At 70.6% G+C, this 16,266-nt stretch carries 14 protein-coding genes; 8 read left to right on the forward strand and 6 right to left on the reverse strand.

What is annotated here, in order from left to right:
• The first annotated feature begins 48 nt into the window (after positions 1-48).
• Together IF12_RS0118145 and IF12_RS24360 are read left to right on the forward strand one after the other, a co-directional pair.
• Positions 49-1,542 carry a choice-of-anchor A family protein gene (locus tag IF12_RS0118145; protein ID WP_051704563.1) on the forward strand — a complete coding sequence of 498 codons (1,494 nt, stop codon included), beginning with the start codon at positions 49-51 and terminating at the stop codon, positions 1,540-1,542.
• Positions 1,543-1,663: 121 nt separating this feature from the next.
• Entirely contained in the window at positions 1,664-3,646 is a 1,983-nt protein-coding gene (locus tag IF12_RS24360; RefSeq protein WP_081913725.1) for a serine/threonine-protein kinase, read from the forward strand.
• 16 nt (positions 3,647-3,662) lie between these two features.
• Here the strand turns inward: IF12_RS24360 and IF12_RS0118155 are convergent, their stop codons facing one another.
• On the reverse strand, positions 3,663-4,838 hold the full coding sequence (locus IF12_RS0118155; protein WP_081913726.1) for a sulfotransferase: 1,176 nt from the start codon (positions 4,836-4,838) through the stop codon (positions 3,663-3,665).
• A 316-nt stretch (positions 4,839-5,154) separates the two neighbouring features.
• Positions 5,155-6,561 carry an aldehyde dehydrogenase family protein gene (locus IF12_RS0118160; RefSeq protein ID WP_197034785.1) on the reverse strand — a complete coding sequence of 469 codons (1,407 nt, stop codon included), beginning with the start codon at positions 6,559-6,561 and terminating at the stop codon, positions 5,155-5,157.
• A gap of 124 nt (positions 6,562-6,685) precedes the next feature.
• On the opposite strand from IF12_RS0118160, the gene IF12_RS0118165 reads away from it, so the two are divergent.
• A complete protein-coding gene (locus tag IF12_RS0118165; protein WP_030160917.1) occupies positions 6,686-7,783 on the forward strand; it encodes a calcium:proton antiporter in 1,098 nt (365 codons plus the stop codon).
• Positions 7,784-7,795: 12 nt separating this feature from the next.
• On the opposite strand, the gene IF12_RS0118170 is transcribed toward IF12_RS0118165, so the two are convergent.
• Positions 7,796-8,569 (reverse strand): TSUP family transporter, encoded by a 774-nt coding sequence (locus IF12_RS0118170; RefSeq protein WP_030160918.1) that lies wholly within the window; start codon positions 8,567-8,569, stop codon positions 7,796-7,798.
• 102 nt (positions 8,570-8,671) lie between these two features.
• Here IF12_RS0118170 and IF12_RS0118175 point away from each other — a divergent pair, with 102 nt between their 5' ends.
• Complete coding sequence (locus IF12_RS0118175; RefSeq protein ID WP_081913727.1) at positions 8,672-9,274, forward strand: helix-turn-helix domain-containing protein; 603 nt, start codon at positions 8,672-8,674, stop codon at positions 9,272-9,274.
• Positions 9,275-9,517: 243 nt separating this feature from the next.
• Here IF12_RS0118175 and IF12_RS0118180 read toward each other — a convergent pair whose 3' ends face one another.
• Complete coding sequence (locus IF12_RS0118180) at positions 9,518-10,990, reverse strand: catalase (protein WP_030160921.1); 1,473 nt, start codon at positions 10,988-10,990, stop codon at positions 9,518-9,520.
• Between the two features lie 191 nt (positions 10,991-11,181).
• On the opposite strand from IF12_RS0118180, the gene IF12_RS0118185 reads away from it, so the two are divergent.
• From IF12_RS0118185 to IF12_RS0118200, 4 genes are all read left to right on the forward strand, one after another.
• Complete coding sequence (locus IF12_RS0118185; protein ID WP_030160923.1) at positions 11,182-11,601, forward strand: Fur family transcriptional regulator; 420 nt, start codon at positions 11,182-11,184, stop codon at positions 11,599-11,601.
• A gap of 123 nt (positions 11,602-11,724) precedes the next feature.
• Positions 11,725-13,134, forward strand: a complete 1,410-nt coding sequence (gene nhaA, locus IF12_RS0118190; RefSeq protein ID WP_051704566.1) for a Na+/H+ antiporter NhaA — start codon at positions 11,725-11,727, stop codon at positions 13,132-13,134.
• An 81-nt stretch (positions 13,135-13,215) separates the two neighbouring features.
• A complete protein-coding gene (locus IF12_RS0118195) occupies positions 13,216-13,605 on the forward strand; it encodes a DUF3151 domain-containing protein (protein ID WP_030160930.1) in 390 nt (129 codons plus the stop codon).
• A 171-nt stretch (positions 13,606-13,776) separates the two neighbouring features.
• A complete protein-coding gene (locus IF12_RS0118200; protein ID WP_030160931.1) occupies positions 13,777-14,340 on the forward strand; it encodes a hypothetical protein in 564 nt (187 codons plus the stop codon).
• Between the two features lie 47 nt (positions 14,341-14,387).
• On the opposite strand, the gene IF12_RS0118205 is transcribed toward IF12_RS0118200, so the two are convergent.
• Together IF12_RS0118205 and IF12_RS0118210 are read right to left on the reverse strand one after the other, a co-directional pair.
• Positions 14,388-14,873, reverse strand: a complete 486-nt coding sequence (locus tag IF12_RS0118205) for a Rieske (2Fe-2S) protein (RefSeq protein ID WP_051704567.1) — start codon at positions 14,871-14,873, stop codon at positions 14,388-14,390.
• A gap of 257 nt (positions 14,874-15,130) precedes the next feature.
• Positions 15,131-16,258 (reverse strand): acyl-CoA dehydrogenase family protein, encoded by a 1,128-nt coding sequence (locus IF12_RS0118210; protein ID WP_030160938.1) that lies wholly within the window; start codon positions 16,256-16,258, stop codon positions 15,131-15,133.
• Between the last annotated feature and the right edge of the window lie 8 nt (positions 16,259-16,266).

The following is a 16,266-nucleotide window of genomic DNA, read 5'->3' on the forward strand; positions in this document are numbered from 1 at the left end:
TTCGCGAACCCGCCCCCCTTCTGCATCCCAACTGGCACGGAGTGTCATATGAGCAAGTCACCCACCCTGAAGACCTTCGCCCGCGTCGGTGCCCTCGCCGCCGCGGGCACCCTCGCGCTCACCCTCGGCATCGTCTACGCGGGTGGCGCCTCGGCCGACCCCGTGACCGTCGACCCGCTCGCGGGCGTCGAGGGCTTCAACACCGTCTCCCGCTACGGGACCACCCTCGCCTCCACCGAGATGGAAGGCCCCGCCGCGGTCGGCGGCGACCTGACCCTCCTCGGCGGTTACAACATCGCCGCCCACAGCGCGGGCCAGTTTACCGCCCCCGGCGAGAACGTCCCCAGCGCCCTGGTCGTCGCCGGCGGCGTCGACTGGCCCGCCAGCAGCGGCTACGCCCGCGTCCTCAACGGCTACGTGAAGATCGGCGACCTCGCCGGCACCGACGTGCTCACCAAGGACATGAACCAGGCCTCCCGCACCACCCGCGCCGTCCCCGCGGGCGCCGGCTACGACGCGAACGTGCGCGTCGAGACCACCGTCAACCAGCCCGCCGAATCGGTCGGCGCCGACACCGGCCTCGACTTCGAAGCGCTCTTCGCCGACTTCGAGCGCCGCTCCGACCTGCTCGCGAGCTGCGAGGGCGCGGGCGTGCTCAACCTGACGGGCGCGGAACTCAACGCGCTCGCCGAGTTCAAGTTCGCCACCGCCCCGAGCGCCGCGAACCCGGTCGTGATCAATGTGGACACCACGGCGACCGGCGGCGTGTTCGAGTGGCGCACCCCGAACATGCCCGGCATCGGCTCCGCGCTCGCCCCGTACATCATCTGGAACTTCCCCGACGCCACCGAGCTGACGATCACCGGCGGCGACTCCGTCGAAGGCACGATCTACGCCCCGCGCGCGGACTTCACCGACAAGTCGCCCTCGAACGTCGAGGGCGCCATCGTGGCCGCGACCCTGAGCCTCGGCACCGCCCGCGACAACGGCGGCGAGGTCCACCACCACCCCTTCACCGGCTCGTTCGAGTGCGAGGGCGAAGAGGAGCCGGGCGAGTCGCCTTCCGAGGATGAGTCGACCACCCCTGGCGAGGAGACTCCTTCCGAGGATGAGTCCACGACTCCGGGCGAAGAGACTCCCACCGACGACGAGTCCACGACTCCGGGCGAAGAAACGCCTTCTGAGGATGAGTCGACTACCCCGGGCGAGGAGACTCCCACCGAGGACGAGTCCACCACTCCGGGCGAGGAAACTCCCTCCGACGATGACTCCACCTCTCCCGGCGAGGAGACCTCTTCCGGCCAGGAGTCGCCTTCCGACGAGGTCTCCACCGTTCCCGGCGACGAGACGACCACCGACGAGGCCTCGACCACCGACGCCGCTTCGACCACTGACAAGGCCTCGACCACCCCTGTCGGCGAGGCCCTCCCCATCACCGGTTCCTCGCTCACCGCGATGGTGGCCGTGGCGGTAGGCGCCATGGCCGCCGGTGCAGCCGCGCTCTGGGTCCTCCGGACCCGCCGCGCCCGCACCGAGCACTAGACCGCGCCCGACCCGGTCGGCGGCACACCGCCGCCGACCGGGTTCCGCGCGTTCATGACGGAGTCATGACGGCCCGCCATACCGTTCCGAGTCGTTGGGACGCGAATGACGGGAGCGCCGCATGAGACCACTCCGAGACGAGGAGCCGAGGCGGATCGGGCCCTACCGCGTGCTCGCCGAACTCGGCGAGGGCGGCATGGGCCGGGTCCTGCTCGCCGCCGCCGACGACGGACAACTGGTGGCGCTCAAGGTCATGCGCCCGCACCTGCTCCACGACGCCCAGTTCCGCTTCCGGTTCCGCCGCGAGGTCATCACCTCCCGCGAGGTCGCCGCCAGCCCCTGGACCGCCGCGGTGCTCGCCTCCGACGAGGACGCCCCCGAACCCTGGCTCGCCTCCGAGTTCTTCCACGGCCCCACCCTCGCCGAGGCGATCGGCGCCAACGGGCCCCTCGACGAACCGGCCTCCCGCCGCCTCATGCACGGCCTCGCCGCGGGCCTGGCCGACGTCCACCGGCACAACGTGGTCCACCGCGATCTCAAACCGTCCAATGTGATCCTCACCGAGGACGGCGTGAAGATCATCGACTTCGGGATCGCCCGCGTCCCCGGCCCCCAAGGCGACGCGACCATCACCGAGACCGGCGCGCTCGTCGGCGCCCCCGCCTACATGTCGCCCGAGCAGATCACCAAGCGGCCCGTCGGCCCGCCCTCCGACCTGTTCTCCTTGGGCACCAGCGTCATCACCGCGGGCACCGGCCAGAGCCCGTTCGACGCCGAGTCGCTGTTCGACATCATGTCGAACGTCGTCAACGGCCGCCCCGACCTCCGCGCCCTCCCGGTGAGCCTGCGCCCCCTCGTCGAGGCGTGCATGGACAAGGACCCCGACCGTCGCGTCACCGCCGCCGACCTCCTCGCCCGCGTCGGCGAGCCCCTCGCGGGCCCGTGGCCGCCGTCGATCGCGGCCCTCGAAGCGCGCCAGCGGGACGAGGTCGCCGACCTGGCGCGGCGCAACGGCTGGGACACGCAGGTGCGCCCCGACCGCACGGTGGTCATGTTCGGCCCCGGCTTCGTGCCCGCCGGCGACCCGATGCCCGAGGGCCCCACCGTGGTGCAAGGCGCGGCCCAGGACGCCGGAGACCCGATCCCCGAAGGCCCCACGACGCCGTACCCGCCGGACGGGTCCTTTCCCCATCCGCCGGGCGGGCTGCCTCCCGCGCCGAAGCCGGACCGGACGATCCTATACGGCGCGTTCGCGATCGTCGCCGTCATCGCCCTCGCCGGACTCGTGTTCCTGCTGGGCGACCGCGACGAACCGGAGCCAGGGAGCGGCGCGGGCGAGGAGTCCGAGGAGACCTCCGCCTACGAGGACTGGGACGGGGACTGGGATTCGGAGACCACCGCCACCGAGCCCGAACCGGAGCCCGATCCGATCCGCGACGCCGCGATCGGCGACTGCTTCTACGACTACGGCGGCGAGTTCGAGGCCGACCTGGAGCCGGCCTACTGCGACGACGGCACCTTCGAGGTCGTGGACGTCTTCTACGGCAACACGGACCTGTCCTCGTGCGATTACACCGACCGCGTGAGCACGCGCGTCTCCTCCTCGGCCCACGACATGGTGCTGTGCCTGAGCTACCGGCACGGCTACGGCGACGCCTACCACGCCGAGGTCGGCGAATGCGTGTTCGGGCCGGAGGAGGCCGACTCCGTCTGGTACGTCATCGACTGCCAGACAGGGGCTTTCAGAGTCCTGGAGCGCCTCCCCGGCGAGTCGGACATGGACCTGTGCACCGACTCGACCTACTACAACCACGCGTTCTGGTTCACCACCTCGGAGACCTATCTCGATGTGCTGCTGTGCCTCCAGTACATCTACCCCGACGACATGGGCTACGCGGAGCTGAACAACTGCATGTACATGAGCGGCGATCCCTCGGCGGGAGCGACCTACACCTTCAGCGACTGCGACGGCGCGAACGTCTACGTGACCGGCCGGACCGACGAGTACGAGGCGTCCGGGTTCTGCGGCAACGACGGCTGGAGCACCTGGGCCAGCAGCGATTTCGCGGTCCACAGGTACACCGTCTGCTGGCGGTACCTCTGACGCCCGCGGCCCGCGCTCACCGCTCGGAGTCGGTGAACGCCTCCTCCACGGCCGCCTCGCTCAGCCCGTAGCGTTCGAGTCCGTGCCGCCCGGTGGTCGCGCGCGTCAACGGCCCGGCGATGTCGTTGAGTCCCAATGCGTCGCGCTGGGTCCACTGCGTACCGAGCCGCTCGTAGAGCTCGGGCGCGTACTTGTGCGGGTCGAAGGTCATCCGGTGGTAGTTGAGGTCGATGACGGCGCTTTCAGGAAGGGCGCGACGAAGTTTGCGTCCGCGCTGCACCGTGTCGGCCAGGGCGCCGAGCCAGGACCGCCCGATGCGCAGCGGGTCGACGTCCTTGTGGTGCATGCCTTCGAGGGCTTCGACCAGCGAGCAGAAGGAGGCGACGGCGGCGGTCGGGTCCCGCTGGGTCCACACGAACACCGCGTCGGGGAAGACCTGGCGGATCACGTCGAGGTGGGCCACGTGCCCGGGGAAGCGCAGAATCCAGCGCTTGGGCTCGCGCCCGTACTGGAGCACCTGGAGGATCTGCTTGAGGTAGGCGTAGTCGGCGGTGAGGTCGAACTGCTCGAGCCGGGCGCGGTAGTCGGGCATGGGCGCGCAGCGCAGCGGCCGGTACGTGTGCCACATGACCGCGGCCGAGTCGCCCGGCCAGTCGGCGCGCTGCGGGTTGATCGCGTCGCCGCCGGGAGTGAGCGCGGTGAGCGCTTCGAGTTGGCGCGCGACGGCGTCGCGGCTGCGGTCGGCGTCGGAGCCGTCGCGGTCGAGGCCGGTGCGCAGCAGCTCCCACACCAGCGGCCCGCGGTGCGGCTCGGAGCTGGCGAGGATGCGCTGGATGAGTCCCCCCGCGGTGCGCGGCAGACCCACGATGAACACCGGCCGCTCGATCGCCTCCGCCGCGACGAGCGGGTTCTGGGCGTGGATCCACTTGACGCGCAGGCGGTTCTCAAGGCGCTGCTCGGCCTCGCGCAACTGGGCGGTCCACCCGACCGGGGTGAGCCCCTGGACGCGGGCGAAGCACTGGAGGAGGAAGCCGAGGTCGTCGATGAAGGCCCGGTCCTGCTCGTCGGGCTCGAAGTCGGAGGCGGCCGCCGTCGCGTCGGCCTTGGCGTGCCAGGCCGCCAAGGCCTGTCCGGGGTCGCGTCGGGCCCTCGCCGCGGGGCCGAGGGTCGCGTTGAGCACCAAACGTCGCATGAAGGGCGTCCTTCGGAACCATGTCCCTAAAGGAACATATCGTCACTGCCAAGAGGCACAATATAACCGACGGCCGCCTATTCTGTACAGACCCGCCGCCGAGTGCACCAATCGGACCGGTCGAGTCGGTGAATCCCCAATGGACTCAAGTGGACTCCTGAATCGACGAATGCCCTTGCGGCCGTTGGCGATCAATGCGCATCGGCCGCGGCATAGCGCGCGCAAGTAGTTTGGTACGCTGTGCGCAAGCTTGTCTTCGAGGGGTATCGGCCCTGGTCGGCGTCACCGCCGGCCAGGGCCTTTCTCGTCCCCGGGGTCAGCGCAGGCGCCGCAGCACCTGCTCCTTGAGCGCGGTGAACGGCGGGTACACCACCCGCAGCGTGTCCGGCGCCAGCGGCTTGTCCAGCACCGACTTCGCATGGCTGAACGTCTCGATCGAGGCCTTCCCGTGGTAGGACCCGAGCCCGGAGTGCCCGACCCCGCCGAACGGCAGCCCCGGCACGTCGATGTGCGCCATCGGCGCGTTGAAGCCCACCGCCCCCGAGGAGGTCCGCGTCAAGATCCTGCGCCGCGTCAGGTCCGAATCGGTGAACGCGTACAGCGCCAGCGGCTTCTCGCCCGCGTTCACGTGCGCGATCGCCTCGTCCAATGCGTCGACGGTGAGGATCGGCAGGATCGGCCCGAAGACCTCCTCGCCCATCACCGCGTCCTCGGGCGACACGTCGGCGATCACCGTCGGCGCGATGTACCGCTCGTCCCGGTTGTGCCCGCCCCCGCACACCAGCCGCCCCTCGCCGAGGAACCGCGCCAAGCGGTCGAACGCCGCCTCGTCGATGATCCGGCCCAGGTCCGGGCTCTCGGCCGGCGCGTGACCGTACATCTCCCGCACCGCCTCGGCCAGGTGCTTCTCCAGCTCCGGGCCGACGCCGCCGACCGCGATCACGTAGTCGGGGGCGATGCAGGTCTGGCCCGCGTTCATGAACTTGCCCCAGACGATCCGCCGCGCCGCCGTCGCCAGGTCCGTGCCCGGCTCGACGATCGCCGGGCTCTTCCCGCCCAGCTCCAAGGTCACCGGCGTCAGGTGCTCGGCCGCGGCCTTCGCGACCACCTTCCCGACGCGGGCCGAGCCGGTGAAGAAGATGTGGTCGACCCGCTCGGCCAGCAGCGCCGAGGTCGCCTCCGCGCCGCCCTGGACCACCGCCACCGCCTCGGGGTCGAGGTAGCGCCCGATGAGCTCGTCGAGGAGCGCCGCGGTGGCCCCCGCGGCCTCGCTCGGCTTCACCACGACCGTGTTCCCGCAGGCCAGAGCCCCGGCCAGCGGCGCGAGCAGGAGCTGCACCGGGTAGTTGAACGGCCCGATCACCGTCACGACGCCGAGCGGCTCGCGCAGCACGTACGCCTTCGCGGGTTGGAGGTGCGGAGGCGTGTGCACCCGCTTGGGCCGCAGCCACGAGCGCAGGTGCTTGCGCAGCGTGCGCACCTCGGCGGCGACGAAGTCGATCTCGGCGAGGAACGACTCGGGCGCGGCCTTGCCCAGGTCGAAGCGCAGCGCGCCGGTCAGCTCGTCCCCGGATTCGCGCAGCATCCGGTCCAGGCCCTTCAGCTGCTCCAGCCGCCAGGGGATCGGCTTGGTCCGCCCTGTCGCGAAATGGCCCCGCAGTCGGGCGACGGTCGCGGAGACGCTCTCGTTCACCGATGCCCCGGCTCTAGTCAGTCCTGACACAAAACGCTCCTTTAGCGCACCCTGAACATGAACCACGTACAAGGGACGGTCCGAGTGTGTTATGGCACATGCTAGCGGTGTAGTCCCTGAAGTATCGTCACAGCCTCGTGCCAGGATTTCCGTCATGAGCACCGCGACACGATCCCCGCTATTGTCCTGGACCGTCATCGCCCCGCTGGTAGGAACGGTGGTGCTCGCCCTGACTTGGGGCCGCTATCTAGGCGCGATCCCCATCGCGGTCGTCGCGGTGGCCCTCATCGGGACGGTCCTGGCGGCCGTCCACCACGCCGAGGTCGTGGCCCACCGCGTCGGCGAACCCTATGGCTCCCTGGTGCTCGCCGTGGCCGTCACCGTCATCGAGGTGGCCCTGATCCTCACCGTCATGGCCTCGGGCGGCCACGACGCCGAGACGCTCGCGCGTGACACGGTGTTCGCCGCGGTCATGATCACCATGAACGGCATCGTCGGCATCGCGCTGCTGGTCGGGGCCCTCAAATTCGGTTTCACCCATTTCAATCCGGAGGGCTCGGGCGCGGCGCTGGCTACCGTGGCGACCCTCGCGACGCTCGGACTGGTGCTGCCGACCTTCACCACGAGCGAGTCGGGTCCGGAGTTCTCTCCCTCGCAACTGGTCTTCGCCGCATTGGCATCGATCGTCCTGTATGGACTGTTCGTGTTCACGCAGACGGGCCGCCACCGCGACTTCTTCCTGCCGGTGACGGCCACCGGCGTGGTCGCCGAGGACGAGCACGCGAAGCCGCCGAGCGGCAGGACGGCCCTGCTGAGCCTGGCGATGCTCATGGTCGCGCTGATCGGCGTGGTCGGCCTGGCGAAGGTCGAGTCCCCGGCGATCAAAGCGGGCGTGGACGCGGCGGGCTTCCCGGCCTCCTCGGTCGGTGTGGCGATCGCGCTGCTGGTGCTGCTGCCGGAGTCGATCGCGGCGACCCGCGCGGCCTCGCGCGAGCGCATCCAGACGAGCATCAACCTCGGCTACGGCTCGGCGATGGCCTCGATCGGCCTGACGATCCCGGCGATCGCGATCGCCTCGTTCTTCATGGACGGCCCGCTCATGCTGGGCCTGGACTCGACGCAGATCGTGCTCCTGGGCCTGACGGTGGTCGTGAGCGTCCTGACGGTGGTGCCCGGCCGGGCGACCCGCCTCCAGGGCGGGGTGCACCTGGCGCTGCTGGCGGCCTACCTGTTCCTGGCGATCAACCCGTAGGGCGCGGCCCCCTCAGCGGCCCTGCCACACGTCCCAGCCGAGCCGGGCGAGCAGGGCGAGGACCACGACGACGAGGACGACGCGCACGAAGCCCGAGCCGCGGGACATGGCCGTGCGGGCGCCGAACCAGGCGCCGGCCATGCAGCCCAGGCCCAGCGTCATGCCGAGGATCCACCAGATGTTGCCCTGGATGCCGAACACGATGAGGGCGCCGAGGTTGGTCGTGGCGTTGACGACCTTCGTGTGGGCGGCGGCGGTGACGTAGTCGAGGCCGAGGATCGTGGTGAACGCGACCGACAGGAAGATGCCGGTGCCCGGTCCGATCATCCCGTCGTAGAAGGCGACGGCGAGGCCGCACACGACCATGACGGCGGCCCCGCGCAGCGGGGTGCGCAGGGTCGGCTCGGGGTGGAGGCCGAGGCGGGGCCGGGCGACGACGAGCACGAGGACGGCGAGCAGCACGGCGATGATGATCGGCTTCAGCGCCTCCGCGGAGACGGCGAGGGCGGCGAAGGCGCCCGCGCCCGAGCCGAGGAGTGCGAGGCCGACGGTGGGCCACAGGAGCCGGTGGTCGAGTTTGATCTTGCGGGCGTAGGTGATCGCCGAGGTGGCGGTGCCGAAGACCGAGGCCATCTTGTTGGTGCCCAGCATGAGCGCCGGCGGGGCCGTGGGGAAGGCCACCAGGAGGGCGGGGAGCTGGATGAGTCCGCCGCCGCCGACCACGGCGTCGACCCATCCGGCGAACACCGCCGCGACGATGAGCAGCGCGAACAGTCCGGGGTCGATGTCGAAGGGCACGACGCCAAGTTACTTGCCGCACGGTAGGTCGGACACGCCGATGAGGTGAGGAACACGTGGCGGTGCGTAATCGTCTGATATCAACAGGTCATGGATTTGACGAAGCCCATGACCCACTTGGTGAAACGCAGGTACGAGTATACGTTCGACCCCGACCGGCAGCAGCTCCGGAACCTGGAGGAGACGCTCGAAGCGGTTCGGGCCGTGTACAACTGGTCGCTGTCGGTCTTCCAGCGCGAGTGGCGCGCGAGGGAGGAGAAGGTCACCTACGCGGAGATCTCGGCGCGGCTGACCAAGTGGAAGAACCAGCCGGCGAACCGGTGGGTCAAGGACTATTCGTCGGTGCCGTTGCAGCAGATCGCACGGCAGTTGCACACCGAGTACCACGCGTTCCTGACCGGGCGGGGGCGCGAGCCGGTGCCGCGCGAGCACGGGGAGCAGGTGCGGCTGGTGTACTCGCGGGCCGGCTACTACCTGCGGGGGCGCGAGGTGAAGCTCGCGAAGCACGACCATCCGTTGGAGATCCGGTGGGGCCTGGAGCGGCCGAACCGGGACGACATCACCTCGATCACGGTGATCCGCGAGGGCGAGGAGCGCTGGAGGCTGTGGATCGTGGCCGAGGAGTTCATCGAGGTGCCGCGCCAGAAGCCGCCCGAGTGCGGCGAGTGCGGGCGGCTCCTCGACGAGGAGTAGCGCGGACGCGGACCGGCCCCGCACCGAGATCGGTGCGGGGCCGGTGCCCGTTCGCGTCCGGCCGGGTTCGCCCTGCGGGCCCGGTCGGACGGCTGGCTCTCATCGGATTCCTCGACAGGGGGTCCGATGCGGCAGAGCCGGTGTCGGGTGCGGCGCGGTCCCTGGCGGCTACGGTTCGGGTCCGCGCCGCTCCCGGCGCTTTACGCCGCGCGGTTCGGCGACGGCTGCGGAAGCGGCGGCTTTCTAAGCCGCGCGCAGCTCGGCCACCGCGACCGAGAGGCGCTTTCCGTAGTCCTCGTCGGCCTTCGCGAAGTTCGCGATGGCGCGCTCGGCGATGTCGTCGCGGCTGACCTTGGCGATGAACCCGGCCAGGTTGGCGACGAGGCGGTTCTTCTCGTCCTCGCTCATGAGGCGGTAGAGGTAGCCGGCCTGCACGAAGTCGTCGTCCTCGCTGTGCTTGGGCGTCTCCCACTCACCGGTCGGTCCGCTGACCTGGATGGGCGCCCAGAGCGGCTGGCCGGTCTCGTACGGGCCGCCGAAGGAGTTCGGCTCGTAGTTCTTCTGCCCGCCGTGGCGGCCGTCGTAGTAGAAGCCGTCGCGGTTGCCGTTGCGCGCCTCGGTGGCGTGCGGGCGGTTGACCGGGAGGTGGTCGGCGTTGGCGCCGACGCGGTAGCGGTGCGCGTCGCCGTAGGCGAACAGGCGGCCCTGGAGCATCTTGTCGGGGCTCGGCCCGATGCCCGGCACGAAGTGCGCGGGGGAGAAGATCGACTGCTCGACCTCGGCGAAGATGTTCTCGGGGTTGCGGTTGAGCTCCAGCTTGCCGATGGTGATGCGCGGGTAGTCCGCGTTCAGCCAGACCTTGGTGAGGTCGAACGGGTTGAACTTGTAGTTCGCGGCCTCGGCGGCGGGCATGATCTGCACCTGCACGGTCCAGGACGGGAACTCGCCGCGCTCGATCGACTCGCGCAGGTCCCTCTGGTGGGAGTCGGGGTCGGCGCCCGCGAGCACGTCGGCCTCCTCGGAGGTCAGCGTCTTGATGCCCTGGTCGGTCTTGAAGTGGTACTTGACCCAGAACTGCTCGCCGGCCTCGTTGACCCACTGGTAGGTGTGGGAGCCGAAGCCGTCCATGTGGCGGTAGGAGGCGGGGATGCCGCGGTCGCCGAACAGCCAGGTCACCTGGTGGGTGGACTCGGGGGAGAGGCCCCAGAAGTCCCACACGTTGTCGGCCTCCTGCGAGCCGGTGTACGGGTCGCGCTTCTGGGTGTGGATGAAGTCGGGGAACTTGATCGCGTCGCGGATGAAGAACACCGGGGTGTTGTTGCCCACGAGGTCGTAGTTGCCGTCCTCGGTGTAGAACTTCAGCGCGAAGCCGCGGGGGTCGCGCACCGCGTCGGCCGCGCCGAGGTTCCCGGCCACGGTGGAGAACCGCAGGAACGTCTCGGTCTCCTTGCCCACCTGGGAGAGGAACTTCGCGCGGGTGTACTTGGTGACGTCGGCGGTGACGGTGAAGGTGCCGTAGGCGCCCGCGCCGCGCGCGTGGACGACGCGCTCGGGGATGCGCTCGCGGTTGAAGTGCGCGAGCTTCTCCAGCAGCACCTGGTCCTGGACGAGAACGGGCCCGCCGACGCCGGCGGCCTCGCTCTGGTTGTTGTTCGCGATCGGCGCGCCGGACTCGGTGGTCAGCGGCCCAGCAGTGTTGTCGAACTGCTCGCTCATGGTTCGGCCCTTTCTCACGCCCGACCGGCGGCGTTCGCGCCGGTCGCGGCGGTCTCTTCCGTGCTTCTGAGTTATCGACTCGATCCTAGCTTAGACTGTGTCTAAACAAAGAACCAGTCCCGAGTCAGTGGTACCACACTGTTTGTCCTGCTAGGGTGGTATTCAACTCCCCGACCGTGTGAGAGAACAGCATGAGCGACCTCGTTACCCGCCTCAGACGCCACAACTGGCGCATCACCCCTCAGCGACGCGTCATCGCCGAGACCCTCGAGGGTTCGCACGTGCACTTCACCGCCGAGCAGGTCCTCGAACGCGCCGTCGAGCGCATGCCCGAACTCTCCCGCGCCACCGTCTACAACACCCTCAACGAGATGGTCGCCCTCGGCGAAGTCCTCGAACTCGCCCTCGACGGGCGCTCCAAGCGCTACGACCCCAACGCCGACCACGAGCACCACCACCTCATCTGCGAGGGCTGCGGCCTCATGAAGGACGTGCACACCGTGGCCGACCCCGCCGACTGGCTCCCCGGCGACGAGCGCCACGGCTTCACCCTCGCCCGCTCCTCGGTCACCTACCGCGGCCTGTGTCCGGACTGCCAAACCGCCCCCTGAGCGAGCTTTTCCCCGTAATTTCACCTCTACCGCCGCGGCCCCGAACCCGGTAGAGTCTCATCCGGTGTGCCGGGAAGTCTGGTCGGCGTGAGTCCAGCGACCCCTCGATCGGAGCCCGACACCATGCCGAAACGCGAAGAGCCCTGGAAATCCCCCATCTGGCGTTCCGAACCGGCCTTCCTCTACTCCAAGCGCCCCCTCGCCCGCTACATCGGGCGCCCCGCCGCGGAGTTCCTCAAGATCGAACCGGCCGCCGGCCTCGTCCTCGTCGCCTGCGCCGCCGTCGCCATGCTCTGGGCCAACTCGCCGTGGGCGGCCTCCTACGACGCGGTGTGGGGCCTGGACGTCACCTTCCAGTTCGGCGACTTCGTCCTCCACCACTCCCTCAAGGATTGGGTCAACGACGGCCTCATGGCCGTGTTCTTCTTCGTCGTCGGCGTCGAGATCAAGAGCGAGATCGTCTCGGGCGAACTCAGCAGCATCCGCAACGCCGTGCCGCCCATCGCCGGCGCCGCCGGCGGCATGATCGTCCCCGCCCTCATCTACACCGCCCTCAACGCCGGCGGGCCCGGCGCGGACGGCTGGGGCATCCCCATGGCCACCGACATCGCCTTCGCCGTCGGCGTCCTCGCCCTCTTCGGCTCCCGCATCCCCTCGGCCGCGAGGATCTTCCTGCTCACCCTCGCCATCGTCGACGACCTCGGCGCGATCGCCGTCATCGCCGTGTTCTACACCGACGACCTCTCCCTGCCCTGGCTCGCCACCGCCGGAGCGCTCATCGCCGTCGCGATCACCCTGCGCCTCCTCAACGTCTGGTCCGGCCCGGTCTACCTCATCGTCGGCGTCCTGCTGTGGGTCGCGATGCTCCAGTCCGGCGTCCACGCCACCATCGCCGGCGTCGCGATGGGCCTCATCATCGCCGCAAAACCGCTCCTCGACCCGGCCGCCGCCCACGCCGAGGCCCAGGAGATGGCCAAGGGCGGCCTCACCGCCGAGGAGACCGAGCGGCTCGTCAAACTCGCCCGCGACGCCGTGCCCCCGGCCGAACGCATCCAGGAGCAGAACCACCGGTTCTCCTCGTTCGTGGTCCTGCCGCTGTTCGCCCTCGCCAACGCCGGGGTCGCCCTCGGCGGGGACGCCTTCGCCACCGCCATGTCCTCCACGGTGACCCTCGGCGTCATCCTCGGCCTGGTCCTCGGCAAGGTCACCGGCATCACCGCCGCGACCTGGCTCGTCGTCCGGCTCGGACTCGGGCGGCTGCCCACCGGCACCACCTGGCCGCTGCTGGCCGCGATCACCCTCGTGGCCGGCATCGGCTTCACCGTGGCCCTGTTCATCACCGAACTGGCCTTCCGCGGGGGCGACGCGGCCCTCACCGACGAAGGCAAGATCGGCGTCCTGTGCGCCTCGCTCATCGCCGCGCTCCTGGGCTCGCTCGCCGTCCACCTCGCCGCGCCGGGGCGCGGCCGGAAGGGGAAAGCCGACAACCCCGACCCGGCACGCGAGGGTGCGGCGAACGCGGAGTTAGGCTAGTTCGACTGCTCTCACGAGCGGCCCGAACCCACAGTGAGACCCTAATCTTGGAGGGACGCCGCATTGGCTCCGCAGAATCTGATGTCCCAGCCGCCGGCGACGCTGATGCCCGAGGACGCCGAGGCCCGAACCTATCTCGACGAGCACTCGCCTGAGGACACGGTCCGCCGCTACCCGTGGTTCTGCGCCGCGTGGGCGCGGCTGGCGAAGAACGCCCTGGAGTCGGGCGACGACGTCACCGCCTACGCCTTCGCCCGCACCGGATACCACCGCGGGCTCGACCAGCTGCGCCGCAGCGGCTGGAAGGGGCACGGCCCGATCCCCTGGGAGCACAAGCCGAACCGCGGGTTCCTCAAGTCGCTCCACCAGCTCTCCCGCGCCGCCGCCGCGATCGGCGAGGCCGACGAGGCCGCCCGCTGCGCGCAGTTCCTGCGCGACTCCGACCCGGCCGCCGCCGACGCCTTGACCTGATAGCGCCCAAACGAAACGGCCGGAGAGCATCCGCTCCCCGGCCGTTGCGCTGCCGTCCGCGAGCCCCGGGCACCTCGCCCGACCGCCGCCCCAGGCCCGCATCCGGTTCCCCAACGCCGCTTCCGCCTCCGGCCGCGACCCGCGTTCGCGCCCCCGCGCTAACCTCACGCGATGCGCCCCGAACCCGAGCCCGCCTCGACCTACACGGCCCGCCACGGCCTGAACCGCCGCGACCGCACCCTCGTCCCCGGAACCGCCGTCCTCGGACTCGCCTGCCTCGCCATGGCCTTCACCGATCTGCTCGGCACCGGAGGCGCCTTCACCCGCGCCGCCGGCGTCATCGGCGCCGTCCTCTTCCTCGGCGGTGCGCTGCTGCGGCTGGCGCTGGCCGCCGCCCGGCCGATCGCCCTGCGCGTTGACTCCTCCGGCGTCACCGCCCGGCTCTCCGGCCCGCTCGCGAAGCCGACGGCCCTCCCCTGGGAGCGGGTGGCGCACCTCGCCATCGCCCGCGGCACCACGCCCGACCGAGGGCGCTGGCTCATCATCCGCACCGACGCGGGGCCCGTTCAACGTCCCGCACTGCACGCAGCGGCCCTGCGCCTCGTCCCCGACGCCCGGCCGGAGACCGATCTCGTCCTCTCGCTCGACGGGTTGCGCGGCTTCGACTCCGACCGGCTCGCCGCGGCGGTCGGGGAGGCCGCGCCGCATGTCGCGATCGCCTTCGCCCGCGACTGAGAACGGCCGGAGAGCATCTGCTCTCCGGCCGCTTCCCGTGCCCGGATCTATGCCGGGAAGATCTGTCCGTCCTCGACGGTGATCTGCACTTCCGGCAGGTCCACCTCGGCCGGGCCCCTTTCGAGGCCGCCCTCGATCGTCCACGTCGACTGGTGCCTGGGGCACACGATGTTGCCGTCGGCGTCGGGCGCCTCGACGATCGCGCCCTCGTGCGGGCACACCGCAGAGAACGCCAGGAACTCATCCGCGCTCGGCTGCACCAGCACCGTCTGGTCCACCACGAGACCGCCGCCGACCGGCACGTCGCCGGTCGCCGCCAGCGCCCCGCTCTGGCCACCGTCGCCGTTCGCCCCGTCGTTGCCGTCGCCGCCGTCCGCGCCCTCAGTGGTCTCGGAACCGGACGAGGGCGGCTCGGCCGTCCCGCACGCGGCCAGGGCTCCGGCCGCGCCGAGCCCGGCCAGGCCGCACATCATGCCGCGCCTGGACGCGAGCACCCGTCTCGCCGTGTCGGCGCCGGTGTTCAAGTCGGTCATCTGCGCTCCCTTTCGAAGAGCGGCGCCGTACCCAGTCGGAGGCGAGCCTGCGCGCCGGGGACTGGAAGGGGTACGGGCGCCACGGCGTAACGCTACTGCCGTATCGCCGGCCTTGTCATGCTTCCGCACCCCGGCGCGCCCGATTTAGTTGAAGTTTTTATAAAACTCTCAGGTTCCTCTCGGCTCGCCGCACCCGGGCCGAAACACGCGGGCGCCGCGGCTCCGACCGATCGGAGCCGCGGCGCCCGCGTCCTCGCTCAGAGCCCCAGGGACCGCGCGATGAGCATCCGCTGGACCTCGTTGGTGCCCTCGCCGATCTCCAGCACCTTGCAGTCGCGCCACGCCCGCGCCACCGGCGTCTCGTTCATGAACCCGTACCCGCCGAAGATCTGCGTCGCCTCCCGCGCGTTCTCCACGGCCGCTTGCGAAGCGTGCAGCTTCGCCAGCGCCGCGTCGGTCCCGAACGGCTCCCCGGCCTCAGCCTTGAGCGCCGCGTCCTGCCACGCCAGGCGCGAGGTGTGCGCGCGAAGGCGCATGTCCGCCAGCATGAACGCGATCGCCTGGTTCTCCGCGATCGGCCGCCCGAAGGCCTCGCGCTCCTTGGCGTGCGCGACCGACTCGTCCAGGCACCCCTGCGCCGAGCCGGTCGCCAAGGCGGCGATGGCGACCCGGCCGGCGTCGAGCAGTTCGAGGAACTGCACGAACCCGCGCCCGCGCTGGCCGATGAGGTTCTCCTCGGGCACGCGGCACGAGTCGAAGTAGACCGGCCTGGTGTCCGAGGCCCGCCAGCCCACTTTGGAGTATTCGGGGCCGACGGACAGTCCGGGCGTGCCCGGTTCGACTGCGATGCAGGAGACCTCGCCGGGCCCGGTCTGGGCGGTGGTGACGATGAGGTCGGTCATGGAGGTGCCGGCGTTGGTGATGAAGCACTTGGCGCCGTCGATGACCCATTCGCCGTTCTCCAGGCGGGCCTTGGTGTCGGTGTGCCCGGCGTCGGTGCCGCCGCCCGGTTCGGTGAGGGCGAACGCGCACAGTCCCTCGCCGGAGGCCATGCGCGGCAGCCACTGTTGCTTCTGCCCCGGCGTGCCGTAGCGGGCGATGCCCTCGGCGCCGAGGGTCACCGAGGCCTCGACGGTGACGGCCACGGAGGCGTCCACGCGGGCGATCTCCTCGAGCGCGAGGCCGAGCATGAAGAGCCCGGCTCCGCTGCCGCCGAACTCCTCGGGCAGCGTGACGCCGAAGACGCCGAGCTTGCCCAGGTCGCGGACGAGGTCGGCGGGGAACTCCCCGCGCTCGTAAAAGTCGCCGATGACCGGCTTGATCTGCTCCTCGGCGAACTCGCGCACGGCGGCGGCGAATTCGGTCTGCTCGACGTCGAGTCTCATGGCTGGCT

The organism is Glycomyces sp. NRRL B-16210 (assembly GCF_000719515.1).
Taxonomy (GTDB): Bacteria; Actinomycetota; Actinomycetes; order Mycobacteriales; family Micromonosporaceae; genus Glycomyces.